This window comes from Hahella sp. HN01, from assembly GCF_018986435.1.
Taxonomy (GTDB): Bacteria; Pseudomonadota; Gammaproteobacteria; order Pseudomonadales; family Oleiphilaceae; genus Hahella.
On the sequence record NZ_JAHMIN010000040.1, the window covers coordinates 20,774 to 35,779 of the forward strand.

Annotated in this window: 13 protein-coding genes; 3 read left to right on the forward strand and 10 right to left on the reverse strand. The window is 55.4% G+C overall.

Features of this window, described 5'->3' with window-relative positions:
- Positions 1–10 precede the first annotated feature (10 nt).
- From KP814_RS27245 to KP814_RS27265, 5 genes are all read right to left on the reverse strand, one after another.
- Positions 11–1,357 carry an AarF/ABC1/UbiB kinase family protein gene (locus KP814_RS27245; protein WP_216739743.1) on the reverse strand — a complete coding sequence of 449 codons (1,347 nt, stop codon included), beginning with the start codon at positions 1,355–1,357 and terminating at the stop codon, positions 11–13.
- A gap of 171 nt (positions 1,358–1,528) precedes the next feature.
- Positions 1,529–1,927, reverse strand: coding sequence for a hypothetical protein (locus KP814_RS27250; RefSeq protein ID WP_253938668.1), 399 nt, complete (start codon positions 1,925–1,927; stop codon positions 1,529–1,531).
- Between the two features lie 185 nt (positions 1,928–2,112).
- Entirely contained in the window at positions 2,113–3,072 is a 960-nt protein-coding gene (locus KP814_RS27255; protein ID WP_253938669.1) for a diguanylate cyclase, read from the reverse strand.
- A 55-nt stretch (positions 3,073–3,127) separates the two neighbouring features.
- The gene (locus KP814_RS27260; protein ID WP_216739745.1) at positions 3,128–4,144 is read right to left on the reverse strand and encodes a response regulator; all 1,017 of its coding nucleotides are present in this window, start codon (positions 4,142–4,144) and stop codon (positions 3,128–3,130) included.
- 135 nt (positions 4,145–4,279) lie between these two features.
- Complete coding sequence (locus tag KP814_RS27265) at positions 4,280–4,468, reverse strand: hypothetical protein (RefSeq protein WP_216739746.1); 189 nt, start codon at positions 4,466–4,468, stop codon at positions 4,280–4,282.
- 27 nt (positions 4,469–4,495) lie between these two features.
- Between KP814_RS27265 and tcdA the strand changes: the two genes are divergently transcribed.
- Positions 4,496–5,287, forward strand: coding sequence for a tRNA cyclic N6-threonylcarbamoyladenosine(37) synthase TcdA (gene tcdA / locus KP814_RS27270; RefSeq protein WP_216739747.1), 792 nt, complete (start codon positions 4,496–4,498; stop codon positions 5,285–5,287).
- 186 nt (positions 5,288–5,473) lie between these two features.
- A complete protein-coding gene (locus tag KP814_RS27275) occupies positions 5,474–6,241 on the forward strand; it encodes an ABC transporter substrate-binding protein (protein ID WP_216739748.1) in 768 nt (255 codons plus the stop codon).
- A gap of 3 nt (positions 6,242–6,244) precedes the next feature.
- Here KP814_RS27275 and KP814_RS27280 read toward each other — a convergent pair whose 3' ends face one another.
- The 3 genes from KP814_RS27280 to KP814_RS27290 all read right to left on the reverse strand — a co-directional run bounded on the left by KP814_RS27280 (position 6,245) and on the right by KP814_RS27290 (position 11,091).
- Positions 6,245–7,462 (reverse strand): osmoprotectant NAGGN system M42 family peptidase, encoded by a 1,218-nt coding sequence (locus KP814_RS27280; RefSeq protein WP_216739749.1) that lies wholly within the window; start codon positions 7,460–7,462, stop codon positions 6,245–6,247.
- 10 nt (positions 7,463–7,472) lie between these two features.
- On the reverse strand, positions 7,473–9,233 hold the full coding sequence (ngg, locus tag KP814_RS27285) for an N-acetylglutaminylglutamine synthetase (protein WP_216739750.1): 1,761 nt from the start codon (positions 9,231–9,233) through the stop codon (positions 7,473–7,475).
- An 85-nt stretch (positions 9,234–9,318) separates the two neighbouring features.
- Entirely contained in the window at positions 9,319–11,091 is a 1,773-nt protein-coding gene (locus KP814_RS27290; RefSeq protein ID WP_216739751.1) for an N-acetylglutaminylglutamine amidotransferase, read from the reverse strand.
- A gap of 214 nt (positions 11,092–11,305) precedes the next feature.
- Between KP814_RS27290 and KP814_RS27295 the strand changes: the two genes are divergently transcribed.
- On the forward strand, positions 11,306–11,773 hold the full coding sequence (locus tag KP814_RS27295; protein ID WP_127972851.1) for a MarR family winged helix-turn-helix transcriptional regulator: 468 nt from the start codon (positions 11,306–11,308) through the stop codon (positions 11,771–11,773).
- A gap of 92 nt (positions 11,774–11,865) precedes the next feature.
- Here the strand turns inward: KP814_RS27295 and KP814_RS27300 are convergent, their stop codons facing one another.
- On the reverse strand, positions 11,866–14,040 hold the full coding sequence (locus KP814_RS27300; RefSeq protein WP_216739752.1) for a malate synthase G: 2,175 nt from the start codon (positions 14,038–14,040) through the stop codon (positions 11,866–11,868).
- A 400-nt stretch (positions 14,041–14,440) separates the two neighbouring features.
- Complete coding sequence (locus KP814_RS27305; RefSeq protein WP_216739753.1) at positions 14,441–14,902, reverse strand: carboxymuconolactone decarboxylase family protein; 462 nt, start codon at positions 14,900–14,902, stop codon at positions 14,441–14,443.
- Positions 14,903–15,006: the final 104 nt, after the last annotated feature.

The window sequence follows — 15,006 nt, forward strand, 5'->3', positions numbered from 1 at the left end:
GGGCGCCTTATCAGGCTGCGGAGGAAAGATCGAGGTAATCTTCCAGCTCCTTACGGAAAGCCGCCTGCACCCCTAATCGCATCATCATCCAGTAGTGACCGGCGATCATCCTGTCGATAAACAGGCTCTCCACGGGCGGCTGGAAAAAGTCCATGTACTTGAAAACGGTGGTAGCCTTGGACGCCACCTGCTTATGCAGATTAGAGCTGGCGAAGTCGAATTCCTCATCCTTGCTGCGGAACGGACGTATGAAGATATCCCGCCACATGGCGTAGTAGTCCTGCTCCACCGCCGGCTTTCCGCTTACCCTGACGCCCAGGTCCACCAGATAATTGTCCAGCGCGTCATAATCCGCATTGAGCCCCGCCGTCAAAGCCTGACTGTAGGCGTGCACTATCTCCGGCTTCAGGCGTTTTACGCAGCCGAAGTCATACATGATGATAGAGCCGTCAGGGCGAAACGCGAAGTTGCCCGCGTGAGGGTCGCCATGAATCGCGTGAAACTTGAATAGCTGATCCGCCATGATGCGGAACAGGCGTCGGCCGATCAGGTTAATGACGTCCTGCCCGTATGCCTCTGCGCTGACCGCGCTGATGTGATCCCCTTCCACGCACTCCATGGTCAACACCCGCTTACTGGATAGCTGACGCACGACGCTGGGAATGATCAAACCTTCATCCTTGGCGTGAAAGCGCTGGAAATCCGCAATGTTGCGGGCTTCATTCTCATAATCCAGCTCTTCATTAAGACGCTCGCGAATTTCCTCGAACAGCTGATCAACGCTTTCTTTTGGCAGCTTGAGCAATCCCCCCAGTTTCAGCGTCAACTTAAGCTGCTTGAGGTCAGAGTCCACGGATCGATCCACGCCTGGATACTGCACTTTGACGATAACCTCTTTCCCATCCAGCGTCATCGCCTTGTGAACCTGGCCTATGGATGCCGCTGCGTAGGGCTCCTCGCTGAATTCTTTGAACAGTTCTTCCGGCGCCGCGCCCAGCTCTCTCTCGACCTGCTTGGCGATCACCTCATAGTCCATGGGCGGCGCTTCTTTCTGCAAGCGCTGCAACGCCTGAGAAAACTCTTTAGGTAAAAAATCCTGGGTCTGGGAGGCGATCTGCCCCACTTTCATCACCGCGCCTTTTAATTCGCCAAGGGTGTCGGCGATTTGATTGGCCATCTTGTCGTAGGCCTTGGCTTGACGCTCCTCCTTGTCCTCTTCATTGAAGGCGCGTCGCACCCGCTCCGCCGCATAACTGCCCGCCACGGACGCCGTCATGCCGGCCAGCTTCAGAAACCGCTTGGTCCTGGTAGCCGGCGCTGTTTTTTGCTTGCTGTCGTCCTTTGTCCGCTTAGCCAAAATTTACCTCCACGGCGATTAAACTCTCTGGCGGAACTAGCATACTCCATACGTTAACCAGGGTTAACATGGTTTGCTTTACAAGTTTTTCAGACAACAGCGGAAGTCGCCAGTTTTGACGTGAGATTGCGTAAATATGATGGGGTCGCGCCAATGGGAGGAGAGAAAAGATCAGCCGGGATTGTTGCTGGAAAGCGGGCCGTTACGGATTTTGTTGATCAGTGAGTCGTAGCGGGAAAGAAGGGATTCAATCTGTTTGAGGTCTTTGCGAATCCTGTCGCTCTGCAGCATGCTGCCGCCCAAATTGAATTCAACCTCGTAGTCAAAGCAGCTACACACCTTCTGGCGGTCTTTAACATTGATTTCGACTTTTTTGATGGCGATATCGCCAAAGTCCATGGGCAGCTTGAGAGAAATGACCGCTTTGCCCCCGACCTGAAGGTTTTCATCCGTGCGCAACAGCATGCCTTCCGCGGAAAATTGCAGAATCTGCACCTTTACCCACTCCCGCGACAACAGTCCTCGCTTGATTTTTAATTCAGCATGCAGGTGGGTAGCTGGATTTTTCAACCGACTCCTTGGGGACGCCTTCATTTCTGGTTCTCGCGACAAACGACCGCCGAAACTCTAACCAAACGACCGTTTAAAAGCAAAAAAATGTTGATAGCGCCCACTTTCCCCCTAGCGGTGACTTTTTATCACATCACAACTCCTTTCCAAGCCTTTGGGGACGCGCACTTCACTGAATTCGCTCGTTATTTTTCATAGGTCGTGGCGCGGTTGCGTCCGCCTTGTTTGGAAGCGTACAAGGCGTTGTCGGCGCGCTCGATCCATTCTTTATGATCTTTAATCTTTTTATCCAGTTCAGCCAGCCCCAGGCTGATCGTGAAACGGATATCTTGCCCCTCGTGAGTGACTTCCAGATTCTCAATGCGGGTGCGCAGGCGCTCAGCGAAGTTCATGGCGTTTTTGCAGTCGGTATTCACCAATATGACGCCGAATTCTTCACCGCCGTAGCGGCCGGCGATATCCGTACTGCGCATGGTTTCCCGCAACGTGGCGGCCACCAGGCGAATCACTTCATCCCCGGCGGGGTGACCATAGGTGTCGTTGACCTTCTTGAAGTGATCAATATCGAACATGATCAGCGTGCTCGCCTCATTGGTGCGCTTCAGCCGCTGATACTCTTTCACTAGCTGTTCTTCCCAATAACCGCGGTTGTTGAGCTGAGTCAGTCGGTCGATGCGGCTGAGCTTTTCCAGTTTGGAGTTGGCGGCCTCCAATTGGCGGCGGTTACTGGCGATGTCGGTGACGTCGTATATGATCAGGCAGATGTTCTGCACTTCGCCGTTAGGCGACACCAAAGGCGTAATGGTGATGTTCTGGTACATGAACTCTTCCGTCCCGGTGATAGGACGGTAATTTTTGAAGCGGAACAGAAATGGACGCTGCTCCCAGGTGGTGAAGGTGCGGTTCTTGAGCAGGAATACGGATTGGGTTTTGTGCTTGAACCACTCCTCAGGTATTTCCTTGAAGACATCGAACAGCACCTGATCTTTCACCACATGCGGCCTCAGCCCGCTATGGTTCTCCATGAAGCTGTTCCAGACGTTGATGCGGTATTCCGAGTCCAGCACCACCAGTCCGACATCGATGGTCTGGAGCATATCCATTACCCAGTGGAATTCAGTAATGTCGAAGTGATTCTCAGCCATGGATTTATCGTTTTCCTTTTATTTTTTATTACATACGCCTGACATTACGTACGCCCTATATTAGATACGCCACTTTATCGCGAAATACCGGCAGCGAGTCTTCCGTAAAAAGCAGCAGCAGATCGCAATTGATGTTGTAGTTCTCAATGCTGTAGCAAATCTCGATGGCCAGGGTTTTAGTCCAGCGCCAGTTGTTGTTGCTCAACAGGTCGCCGACGTTCACATGCTGCCCCAGCACCACCGGATGCCCCTGGCTGAAGGCGATGTCCAACTGTTCGGCGATGCCTTTGATGCAGGCGCCGATCAGCACTGAGGACACATCCATCAGCAGCTCCAGTTCAACCAGCTCATTCAGTTTGCCGTCATAACGCATCAGCTTCGCCATGTCCTTGAAGCTGGAGTCATGGAACAGCAGGAAGGCTTCGCCGGCGATACCTGAGCCGATAAACCCCTGACATACGCCAGAATACGTATCGTTGTCCTCTGTCGCCTGCAGCGCCATTTGCAGTTCGGATATTTCCAGCAGATTCACCCGCGGTATCGGCAGCAGCACAAACACATCCAGTAAACGCGCCAGCAGGTCGGCCGCCTGCCCCATGGCGACGTTGGCCACCTCCTGGAAGGCGTCGAACATGGAAATAGCGCCCTGATGGCTGACGGTGCGGTCCACCGCCGGGGCGGACTTCTTGGCCGGCGCATCGGACTCGTTGTAAAGACCGGTCTTCTGCAGAATCGCCGTCAACTCGTCGCCGTTGATCGGCTTTTTAATAAAATCGAAAGCGCCCAGCCCAATTACGCGTTTTCTGGCGTCGGGCTGAATATCGCCGGATACGACAATGACGATCGTCGGCAACTCTTCCTTGCTGATCACCTCAAGCGTCTGATAGCCGTCCATAACCGGCATATTGAGGTCGAGAAATAACACATCCCCCAGCCCCTGATGAATCAGGTCAATCGCTTCCTGGCCGTTGGCGGCGAAACTGACCTCAACATCCCAGCCCGCAGGCAGCGACTTGGCCATCTGCTTGCGCGCCACGCCTGAGTCATCGCAAATAAGAATGGGAATGGTCATGTATAAGTCCAGTTATAGTTGTCTGCATGTACGATAGCGGTTGTTTGAATATGACTACTGAATCAAGCGAACGGTCTCCACCTGAGTTTCGCCAGTAGCCAATTTGCAGGCGGTCAAAATCTCCCTCTGGTTGGCTTATGAAGTCGAAATTTTAGGCGCGCTCTTGCCGATATCCTGTAGATAAGTAAAGATCATCTTGCCCTTATTGGCAAAAAAGAGCCGTCCATGACTGCTTGGAAAATTTAGAAAAATTGCCCGATGGCGCTTATAATCCGCGCTTTGCTTGCGCCGCGCCAAGGTTCCCGCGCGCTCAGCCGGATTCATTCAGCATTAGTCCCGGATCAGACCGCCATGACAGATTCAGATTACAGTTTTCGCTTCGGGGGCATCGCCCGCCTGTACGGCCAACGCGCGCTGGAGCGCTTTCGCAACGCCCACGTCTGCGTGATCGGCATTGGCGGCGTCGGCTCCTGGGCGGCGGAAGCCCTGGCCCGCTCAGGAGTGGGGACCATCACCCTGATCGATATGGACGACATCTGCGTGTCCAACACCAACCGGCAGATTCACGCTCTGCAGAACACGGTTGGGCGCAATAAAATTGAAGTGATGGCGGAACGCATCAAGGCGATCAACCCGGAATGCGACGTGCGCACCGAGTTCAAATTCGTCACCGAGAAAAATGTGGCGGAATTATTGGATCGCGGCTATGACTTCATCATCGACGCTATCGACAGCGTACGTCATAAATGCGCCATCATCGCTTACTGCCGACGCAACAAGATCAAGATCGTCACCGTCGGCGGCGCTGGCGGCCAGACCGACCCTACTCGCATCGAAGCCTGCGACCTGAGCCGCACCTATCACGACCCGCTGCTGGCGAAAACCCGCAAGCGCCTGCGTCAGGAATATAACTTTCCCGACAACCCGCAACGCCGTTTCAGCATTGAAGCGGTATTCTCTACTGAGCAGCAGGTTTACCCCGATGCAGGGGGTGAAGTCTGCCAGAGCAAACCGGGCAATATGGAGAGTACGCGTCTGGACTGCGCTTCCGGCTTTGGCGCCGCCACGGCGGTCACCGCCACTTTCGGTTTTATCGCAGTGTCGCGGGTGCTGAAAAAGCTGCAGGAAAGCGCAGGCAAATAATCTCGCATTCGAGTCTGTTTAGCCAAAAAACAACCTTGTTCCATAGCGACGCCGAAACGTCGACAGTCCCTAGCGGTTTCCCGACGATGGCCTATGCTTAGACTATAGCGACCCTTCGACTTCCCGCAGCGGCCGGGCGCAGTCTTCCGAGTCGCGCCATAACCTCGGCGTACTGGGTTGAATGTTATGAACAGACGTGTAACGACTTTTCTGGGCTGCATCATCATGACGCTCGCCGCGACTTTCTGCAGTGCGGCGGAAACCATCACTATCAGCACCGGCGACTATTCACCCTGGACCGTCGAAAAGTCCAGCTATGGCGGCTACGTCAACCGTCTGGTGCGAGAAGCCTTCAAACGCAAAAACATTCAAGTGGAGTTTGTCTATCTACCCTGGAAACGGGCTTACGAGGAAGTGCGCAACTTGCGCGTCCACGCCAGCTCATTCTGGTTTTTCAATGAAGAGCGTAACGCGGAGTTTTATCAGGTGGGGCCGGTGTCCTGGCATAACGAGGTGTTCTTTCACCTCAAGTCCAATCCGATCCCCAATTGGAACAAGCTCTCCGACCTGAAACCCTATCGCGTCGGCGCCACCATCGGCTACACCTACTCCGACGAGTTCTGGAACGCCGCGCGCAATAATGTGTTTGGGCTGGAGGAGACTGCACGCGACGACATTAACTTCCGCAAGCTGCTGCGCCGTCGCATTGACCTCTTCCCCATTGACGAAATGACCGGCTGGCGCATTGTGCGGGAACAATTCGACGCAGGCATGGCGGACCTGCTGACCACCCTGGCCAAGCCGCTGACCACCACGCAGGGCTTCATTCTATTTTCCCGCGCCCACCCGGACAGCGAACGCCTTTCCTCCCTGCTGACGGCCAGCCTGGAGGAAATGGATAAAGACGGCGTCTTCGACGGCTACATGGACGATATGCTCAAAGGCAATTTTTAGCGCCTATTTCACGATCTGCTTTTTACTGCGGCCGCCTTTCTCGCGCTCGCCCAGTACTTCGTTCACCGTCGGCACGGCAGTGCCGCCAAACTGCATTTCGTCCCAGGTGATCTGATCCTGGAAATCCTCCTTGGGAATATTCGCCTGGGCGTCATGAGGACGCACCGGCTCACTTTGCGCGTAGCGCACCACCAGATCGGAAATCGCAGTCAGCGCGTCAATATGGGTGCGTTCGTAACCATGGGTGGCGTCAGTGCCGAAGGTCACCAGCGCATGGCGGATATCATGGCCCGCCTGCACCGCCGACACCGCGTCGCTGTAGTAGTAGCGGAATACATCGCGCTGATGGGGAATATGATGATCCTGACACAGATGAATCAGGTGCCGGGTCAAATGCCAGTCGAATGGCCCCGAGGAGTCTTTCATCGCAATGGTGACGCCATGTTCTTTGGCGTTCTGGCCCTCCGCCACCGGGCCGATATCAATACCGACAAATTCAGTGACATCCGCCTCAATTGCATGCCCAACCCCTGATCCGATTTCTTCTGTCAGGGTAAATATCGGCAGACAATCCATGGCCAGCGGCAGATTGTGATCAACAATAGCTTTTAACCCTGTCAACAACGCGGCGGTTCCCGCTTTGTTGTCCAAATGACGTGAAACCACAAAGCCATTGGGCAGAAATTCCGGATTGGGATCAAAAGCCACAAAGTCGCCCACGCAGATACCGATTCTGAGGGCGTCTTCTTTGGTGTAAATGCATTCATCCACGCGGATTTCCACGTGATCCCAGGTCACCGGAAGGCGATCCACCTCCTCGTTGTAACGGTGTCCCGCCGCATATAAAGGCAATACCGATCCTCTGAAACAGCCGCTGTCGCTGAAGATAGTCACACGCGAGCCTTCCGCGAAGCGGCTCGACCAATGCCCCACCGGAGTCAGACACAAACGGCCGTTGGGCTTGATTTCACGCACCATCGCGCCGATGGTGTCCAGGTGCGTCACCACCGCCCGCTGCGGCGCATTCAGTTTGCCCCGCAATCGCCCTTTGATGGTGCCGCGCCGGGTCAGCTCATAATCAATGCCCAGCTCGCTCAAACGCTCGCACACGTATACAACCGCCCCATCCGTAAAGCCGGTGGGACAAGGAATGGCCAGCAATTCGAGCAATACTTTGGTGAGGTACTCAGAGTCCAGGGTATAGCCTTTCTCTTCTATCATAACTTCGCCTCTAAGATGCATGTCGTACGCTCCGCGTCAGCGGGAACAGCAAATCGATAAAACGTTGCGCCGTCGGCTGGGGCGCGTGATTCTCCAGCCCTGGGCGTTCATTGGCTTCAATAATGACGTAATCCGGCGAGGTGTGGTCCTTGACGATGAAGTCCATGCCCACCACCGGAATTTGCAGCGCTCTGGCGGCCTCTTCCGCCGCCGCGCGCAGTTCGGGATGCAGATCGTCGGTGACGTCAATCAGCGTACCGCCGGTATGTAGATTAGCGGTGCGCCGCACAAACAGGTGTGCTTCCACGGGCAACACGCTGTCCCAGTCATAGCCCGCCTCGCGAATACAGCGTTCGGTTTCCGCATCTATGGGGATCTGGCTCTCTCCCCCCGTCGCCGCGGCGCGACGACGGCTTTGTTTTTCCACCAGCGTGCGAATGGAATCGCGTCCGTTGCCGTAGATCTCCGCCGGGCGACGAATCGCCGCCGCCACCGTGTCGAAGTCGATCACCACCACCCGCAGATCGAATCCGGGATGATAAGTCTCCAGCAATACCGATGAGGAAACGCTTTCTGCTTTGCTGATCGCGGCATGCAGGTCGTCCACATTGCGGATATCCACGGAGATGCCTTTACCCTGCTCACTATCCAGTGGCTTCACCACCACCGCTCCGTGATCGGCGAGAAACTCTTCCGCCTGCTCCCGCGAGTGATACAGTTGATAAATCGGCGTGCGCAGACCAGCGCGGGCGCAGGTGCGATGCGTCAGCATCTTGTTCTGGCACAGGGACATGGTCAGCGCCGTCGTCATGTCGGTGAGAGACTCATGGCAACGTATGCGACGACCGCCGAAGCTCAAGGTGAACAGGTTGTTGACCTCATCATCAATCACCACCTCAATGCCTCTGCGCATGGCCTCGTTAACGATGATTTTCGCGTAAGGATTCAGCTTCGCGGACGGCTCCGGTCCAACAAACAACTTCTCATTGATGGCGTTTTTCTTTTTGAGCGCAAAGGTGCGTATCGCCTGAAACCCGAGCTTTTCGTATAGCGCCTTGGCTTCATAATTGTCATGCAGCACGCTAAGGTCCATGTACTGGCATTCCCGCGTCTGAAAGTATTCCGCCAGATAGCGCACCAGCGCTTCGCCGACGCCCGGCGTCTTACTGTCCGGAGACACCGCCAGACACCACAGACTGGAGCCCTTGCTGGGGTCGCCAAAGGCCTTGATGTGGTTCACGCCCATTACGGTGCCGATGATCTTGCCGCTGCCCAACGCCTCCGCCACCAGATAGACGACATCTTTGGAATGACGATGCGCGAGCACATGATCCACAGGTGCGCAGACCATTTTTCTCTGGGTGAAAATCGCATTCAGCGCTTCCACGTCCGCCGTGCTGCTGGCTCGTCTGACCGTGACGCCCGGCAGAGCGCGAGTGCGTGGACGATACTGACTCATCCACAAGCGCATGGTGTCGGAGGGGTCCAGAAACAGCGACTGCGGCGCATGACTCAGCACCACATGCGGGTCCGCGACGTAGAGCGCGATATCGCGATCGCCGGAGGACTCTTCCGCCAGACTCTTCGCCAGTTCTTTCGGGCTTTCGAATGTATTCGCCAGCAGCAGTCGCCCCCAGCCGCAGTGAACGCTCACATTCCTGGGAGCGTCCACGTCCGCGTCGGCGCGTATATGTTCCGCCTGCATGGATTCGTATGACGGCATTTGTTTGCGCAACATCCTTTCATGATGATGGCGGGGTGTAATAGCCATATTGATGTAACCTTTTCGTGCCTGAGGTTGCTTAACGCAGCGCCGGTGAGACGCTGCGGGCTTCACGGCTGAATAATGCTTACCGTTATAAATTGTGGCGCTGCAGCCAAAGCTCCAGCAGGCCAAGCTGCCAGAGTTTGGAGCCGCGCAACGGCGTAATGTGCATATCGGGCGACAACAACAGGTTGTCCACATACGCCTGATCAAACAGGCCGCGCTCCCGTGCGCTTTGCGTGGACAGGGCTTCCTTCACCCACTCCAGAATGGTCCCACGCAGATACTTCAGCGCAGGCACCGGAAAATAGCCTTTGGGGCGGTCGATCACTTGAGAAGGAATAACGCGGCGCGCGGCTTCCTTCAAAATCCATTTGCCTTCATCTCTCACCTTCAATGGCGATGGAATACGCGCGGCCAGCTCCACCAGCTCGTGATCAAGGAACGGCACCCGCGCCTCCAAGCCGGCGGACATTGTCATGTTATCCACCCGCTTCACCGGGTCGTCCACCAACATGACGCTCATATCCAGACGCAACGCCTTGTCCACCGGGTCATTGGCGCCGGGACGCAGGAAGTGCTGCTTGACGAACTCGCCAGCGTAATCCGGCGCTATCCAGCGAGGCTGCACTGTCTGCTTGTATTCCTCGTAACTGCGGTCAAAAAACGCTTCGCGATAACAGGCGTAGGGATCTTGCGCGCCCACCAGCGGCGGATACCAGTGATAGCCGCCGAACACCTCGTCGGCGCCCTGCCCGCTCTGCACCACGCGACAGTACTTGCTGACTTCCTGGGACAACAGATAAAACGCCACGCAGTCGTGGCTGACCATCGGTTCCGACATCGCGTCGATCGCTTTCGGCAAGGCCGAAAACATGCGGTCCGAGGCGATCTGAATTTTGTGATGACGAGTGCCGAAATGATTGGCGATGATATCGGAATAGTGGAACTCGTCCCCTTCTTCCCCGCCAACCGCTTCAAAGCCGATGGAGAAAGTCTGAAATCCGTCCGGAACCACTTCCGCCAGCAATCCGACCAGCAGACTGCTGTCGACGCCGCCGGAGAGCAGCACGCCGACCTCAACCGCCGCGTTATTGCGACGGCGCACGGACGCGAACAAGGCTTCCAGTAGACGATCGCGCCAATCATCCGCGGTCAGCGCCTCGTCGCCAGGCTGCATGCCGAAAGCAAGACTCCAGTAGCTGCCCGTGTTGATGTTTCCGGTTTTATCTAGCTCCATCCAGGTTCCCGGCTGCACTTTGTAGATACCTTCAAAAATCGTATCAGGCGCCGGTATGACGGAGTGGAAGTTGAGATACATATTCAACGCTTTGGGGTTGATCCGCGCGTTGAAGTCCGACGCTTTAGCCAGCGCCGGCATAAATGAGGAGAAACGCAGCGCTTTGGCGTCATGTTGAAAATACAGCGGCTTGATGCCAAGACGGTCGCGGGCCAGCATCGTTTTACCGCTGTCGCGCTCCCAGACAGCCAGCGCAAACATGCCGTTGAACCGGGTCAGGCAATCCTTGCCCCATGCATGATAGGCCTTCAACACCACTTCCGTATCGCCGTCAGAATAAAATGTATAACCCCGACCTTCCAATTCAGCGCGCAATTCCCGGTGATTGTAGATAGCGCCATTGAACACCAGCGCCAACCCTAACGCAGGGTCGTACAGCGGCTGCTGAGACGCATCGGAAAGGTCCATGATTTTCAGGCGCCGGTGGCCGAATGCGATATTGTTCTGGACGAAGACGCCTTCGGCGTCCGGGCCGCGGGGGGTTTGAATGTCGTTGGCGTGACGGATGAAATTTAAATCGGGCGAGTGGTTGTCGAAGCGGATCTCTCCGCATATGCCACACATAAGAACTCCTTGGTTTGTTCATACATATAGCTGATCAATATTAGCACACATTTACTTTGACAACAAAGTAAAAAAATGACACGAAACCTCCTACACATCTGTTTTTAGGCTATTTTAAAATTTTGTCATGTAATATTTATGTCACAAATTAAAAGGTGGATAGCCCAACAAGTATGAAGGATAATATGAGTTTTTCCATTGATGTAATTTACCCATGACTCGACACGATGAAGTATTGGTCCTGATACGAAGGATTATTCGTGCAGCGGACCTCCGCTCCAAGCAATTGGGCAAAGAAACCGGACTCACCGCGCCGCAGTTACTAATTCTTCGCTCTATCGGCGACTCACGAAACACAACGATGAGCCAGGTCGCGCAGAACATCAGTCTGAGCCAGGCGACGGTCACCAGTATCGTTGACCGCCTGGAAAAGAAAAATCTGGTGGCGCGTATTCGCGACTCGGTAGACAAGCGTCGCATTTATCTGGTGCTGACGGATGAAGGCAAAGAAGTACTGGCGGGCGCGCCTCGGCCGCTGCAGGAGCTGTTCACCTCCCGCTTCGACAACCTGCCGGAGTGGGAGCAATATCTGATCCTGGCCAGCCTCGCCAAAGTCGCGGACATGATGGACGCCACCGATATCGACGCATCGCCGTTGCTGGCGGTGGGCTCCGTCACCTAAGGCTGGTCGCAAGAGGCGCTTAGCCGGCCTCTTGGCCTGAAAACGAAAACGCCCGGCTTCAGGCCGGGCGTTTTGCGTTCAGCGTTACGGGATCAACCGCCGAATTTGGCTTTCGCCTTGCGACGATAGGCATGCAGCAACGGCTCGGTGTAACCGTTGGGCTGCTCGCATCCTTTCAGCACCAGGTCGCAGGCGGCTTGAAACGCCACACTGTCGTCAAAGTTTGGCGCCATATTGCGGTAACTGGGGTCGCCTGCATTCTGACGGTCTACAATCGCCGCCATGCGCTGCATGGTTTCCAGCACCTGCTCTTTCGAGCAAACGCCATGACGCAGCCAGTTGGCGATATGCTGACTGGAAATCCGCAACGTGGCGCGGTCTTCCATCAGCCCCACATCATTGATGTCAGGCACCTTCGAACATCCCACGCCCTGATCGACCCAGCGCACCACATAGCCCAAAATGCCCTGCGCATTGTTATCCAGCTCCTGCTGAATATCCTGCGCGGACAAAGTCTGATCGCCCAGCAATGGAATGGTCAGGATATCGTCCAGAGACGCACGCGTACGGGAAGCAAGCTCCTCCTGACGCGCCGCCACGTTCACCTTATGGTAGTGCAGCGCATGCAAGGTCGCCGCCGTGGGTGACGGCACCCAGGCGCAATTGGCGCCCGCCTGCGGATGACCAATCTTGGCTTGAAGCATTTGCGCCATTTCATCGGGAATCGGCCACATGCCTTTGCCGATCTGCGCCTTACCTTTCAGACCTACCGCCAGACCAGTATCCACGTTCCAGTCTTCATAGGCGTTGATCCAGGGTTGCTGTTTCATCGCCGCCTTACGCACGACTGGACCGGCTTCCATACTGGTGTGAATTTCATCGCCCGTGCGATCCAGGAACCCAGTATTGATGAACACCACCCGGTCCGCCGCCGCTTTGATGCACGCCTTCAGATTGATAGTGGTGCGGCGCTCTTCGTCCATGATGCCGACTTTCAGAGTGAAGCGCGGCAGTCCCAGCGCATCTTCGATGCGAGCGAACAGGTCGTTGGTGAACGTCACTTCTTCCGGGCCATGCATCTTCGGTTTTACGATATAGACGCTGCCGGTCTTGCTGTTGCGTAAAGGACCTTCGCCTTTCAGATCGTGAATGGCGATCAGCGACGTCATCATTCCGTCCAGGATGCCTTCCGGAATTTCTTCGCCATTGCTGTCGAGCACGGCGTCGATCGTCATCAAGTGGCCGACGTTGCGCACGAACAACAGGCTGCGTCCTGGCAGACTGAAACGCTCGCCATTCGGGGCGATGTATTCGCGGTCAGCGTGCAACGTACGAGTAACGGGTTTGCCGCCCTTGTCGAAGGTTTCCGCCAGGTCGCCTTTCATCAGACCCAGCCAGTTGCCGTACGCCACTACTTTGTCTTCCGCGTCCACCGCGGCCACAGAATCTTCACAGTCCTGAATAGTGGTTAACGCAGCTTCCATCAGGACATCTTTGACGCCAGCGGGATCGGTTTTGCCGATAGGGCTGCTTGCATCAATCTGTATCTCGAAGCGCAATCCATTGTTTTGCAGCAGAAGGCCTTTAGGCGCGGAGGGTTCGCCGACGTAGCCGGCCAACTTGCTTTCATCCAACAGGCCGACGCTGGAGCCGGACTGCAGTTTCACCGCCAGACGTCCGTTCTCCACGCTGTAGCCGATGGCGTCTTTGTGACTGCCGGAGGCCAAAGGAGCGGCTTCGTCGAGAAACTTACGGGCGAACTCGATGACCATGGCGCCGCGCACCGGATTATAGCCTTTGCCCTTTTCCGCGCCGTTTTCCTCAGAGATGACATCGGTGCCGTACAACGCATCGTACAGGCTGCCCCAGCGGGCATTAGCGGCATTCAGAGCGAAGCGGGCGTTCATCACCGGCACAACCAACTGCGGACCGGCCATGGTGGCGATTTCCGGGTCCACATTGGCGGTGGCGATCTGGAAGTCTTCCGCTTCCGGCGCCAGATAACCGATGTCTTGTAGAAATGTTTTATAGGCCGACAGATCGACCTTACCTGGGTTCTCGCGGTGCCAGGCGTCGATCTGCGCCTGCAGCTCATCGCGTTTTTTCAATAACGCCTTGTTTCTGGGAGCCATTTCATTGATGACGGCTTCCAGCTCGGACCAGAACTTATCCGCAGAAACGCCAGTTCCGGGGATCGCTTTTTCATTCACGAAGTCGTACAGAACCTTAGCGACCTGTAAGCCGCCTACTTGTACTCTATCTGTCATAGTAAGCCTCAACACACTCTCTTGTGGTTTCCTGAATCCCTTCGCGCATCGACAGACCTGTGCGACATGATGCCGCAAAAGCCGCCGCAGACGCTTCATTACGGGTCCCCATCCGTTCCGAAGCAGGCGAAGAGCGCGTCATTTTACGTGAAAATACGTAGATAATCATGTGCAAAAGATTACTAGCAAAATTACGGCCCAGGTAATCGGGCGTAAGGATTAAACTGCCGCCGCAGAAAGGTCCAGTGCAAATCTGCGTATCACCGATGTAAACCTATATAGCTATATAAATAGAAGGAGGCATGGCTGTGAATCGAGATAGAGAGCGGGAGGAGAAAGCCGCGGAAGGAGCCAACGCCCCCGCCGCGCAGGTCTGGATAAGGCCAGTGTCGCAGGACGCTTAAGAGTACTGCCCTACCTGATAATCACCGGGAGTATATGCAAAAGACTTCGCCAGGCGGTTCCAACTGTTGATCTGCGCGATAGCCAGAGCAAGGTTCGCCGCCTGCGCATGCCCAAACAGGCCGATCACTTTTTCCATCAAGGCGTCCTCCACTTTCTGCTCCGCCACCAGAGTCAATGTCTCTGTCAGCGCCAGCGCCGCCCGCTCCTTGTCATCAAAGCAAGCCATTTCCCGCCACACTGCGACAGCGTTCAACTTCAAAGGGTCGACGCCAGCCGCCACCGCATCCTTATAGTGCATGTCGACACAGTAAGCGCAGCCGTTAATCTGCGACGCCCGCAGGCGCACCAGTTCCAGCAACTCTTCTGCGAGACCGGTTCCGCGTACGTAGCTTTCCACCGCCATCATCGCGGCGTACAGGGGTTTGGGGATTTCAGCCAGGGCGATACGAGTGCTCATCATCATGTTCCTTCTATTAGTTAACGATATCGGCTTTAGCCATGGGCATTATCAATCTATGCAAAAAACTTAGGAATAAGACCTATAATCAAATCTGTTTTGCA

Bases quoted from the DNA above. Each gene is read 5' to 3' on its own strand.
- KP814_RS27260 (WP_216739745.1), bottom strand. From the start codon at position 4,144: ATGACCATTCCCATTCTTATTTGCGATGACTCAGGCGTGGCGCGCAAG.
- KP814_RS27300 (WP_216739752.1), bottom strand. From the start codon at position 14,040: ATGACAGATAGAGTACAAGTAGGCGGCTTACAGGTCGCTAAGGTTCTG.
- KP814_RS27295 (WP_127972851.1), top strand. From the start codon at position 11,306: ATGACTCGACACGATGAAGTATTGGTCCTGATACGAAGGATTATTCGT.
- ngg (WP_216739750.1), bottom strand. From the start codon at position 9,233: ATGGCTATTACACCCCGCCATCATCATGAAAGGATGTTGCGCAAACAA.
- KP814_RS27275 (WP_216739748.1), top strand. From the start codon at position 5,474: ATGAACAGACGTGTAACGACTTTTCTGGGCTGCATCATCATGACGCTC.
- tcdA (WP_216739747.1), top strand. From the start codon at position 4,496: ATGACAGATTCAGATTACAGTTTTCGCTTCGGGGGCATCGCCCGCCTG.
- KP814_RS27280 (WP_216739749.1), bottom strand. From the start codon at position 7,462: ATGATAGAAGAGAAAGGCTATACCCTGGACTCTGAGTACCTCACCAAA.
- KP814_RS27265 (WP_216739746.1), bottom strand. From the start codon at position 4,468: ATGAATCCGGCTGAGCGCGCGGGAACCTTGGCGCGGCGCAAGCAAAGC.
- KP814_RS27255 (WP_253938669.1), bottom strand. From the start codon at position 3,072: ATGGCTGAGAATCACTTCGACATTACTGAATTCCACTGGGTAATGGAT.
- KP814_RS27305 (WP_216739753.1), bottom strand. From the start codon at position 14,902: ATGAGCACTCGTATCGCCCTGGCTGAAATCCCCAAACCCCTGTACGCC.
- KP814_RS27290 (WP_216739751.1), bottom strand. From the start codon at position 11,091: ATGTGTGGCATATGCGGAGAGATCCGCTTCGACAACCACTCGCCCGAT.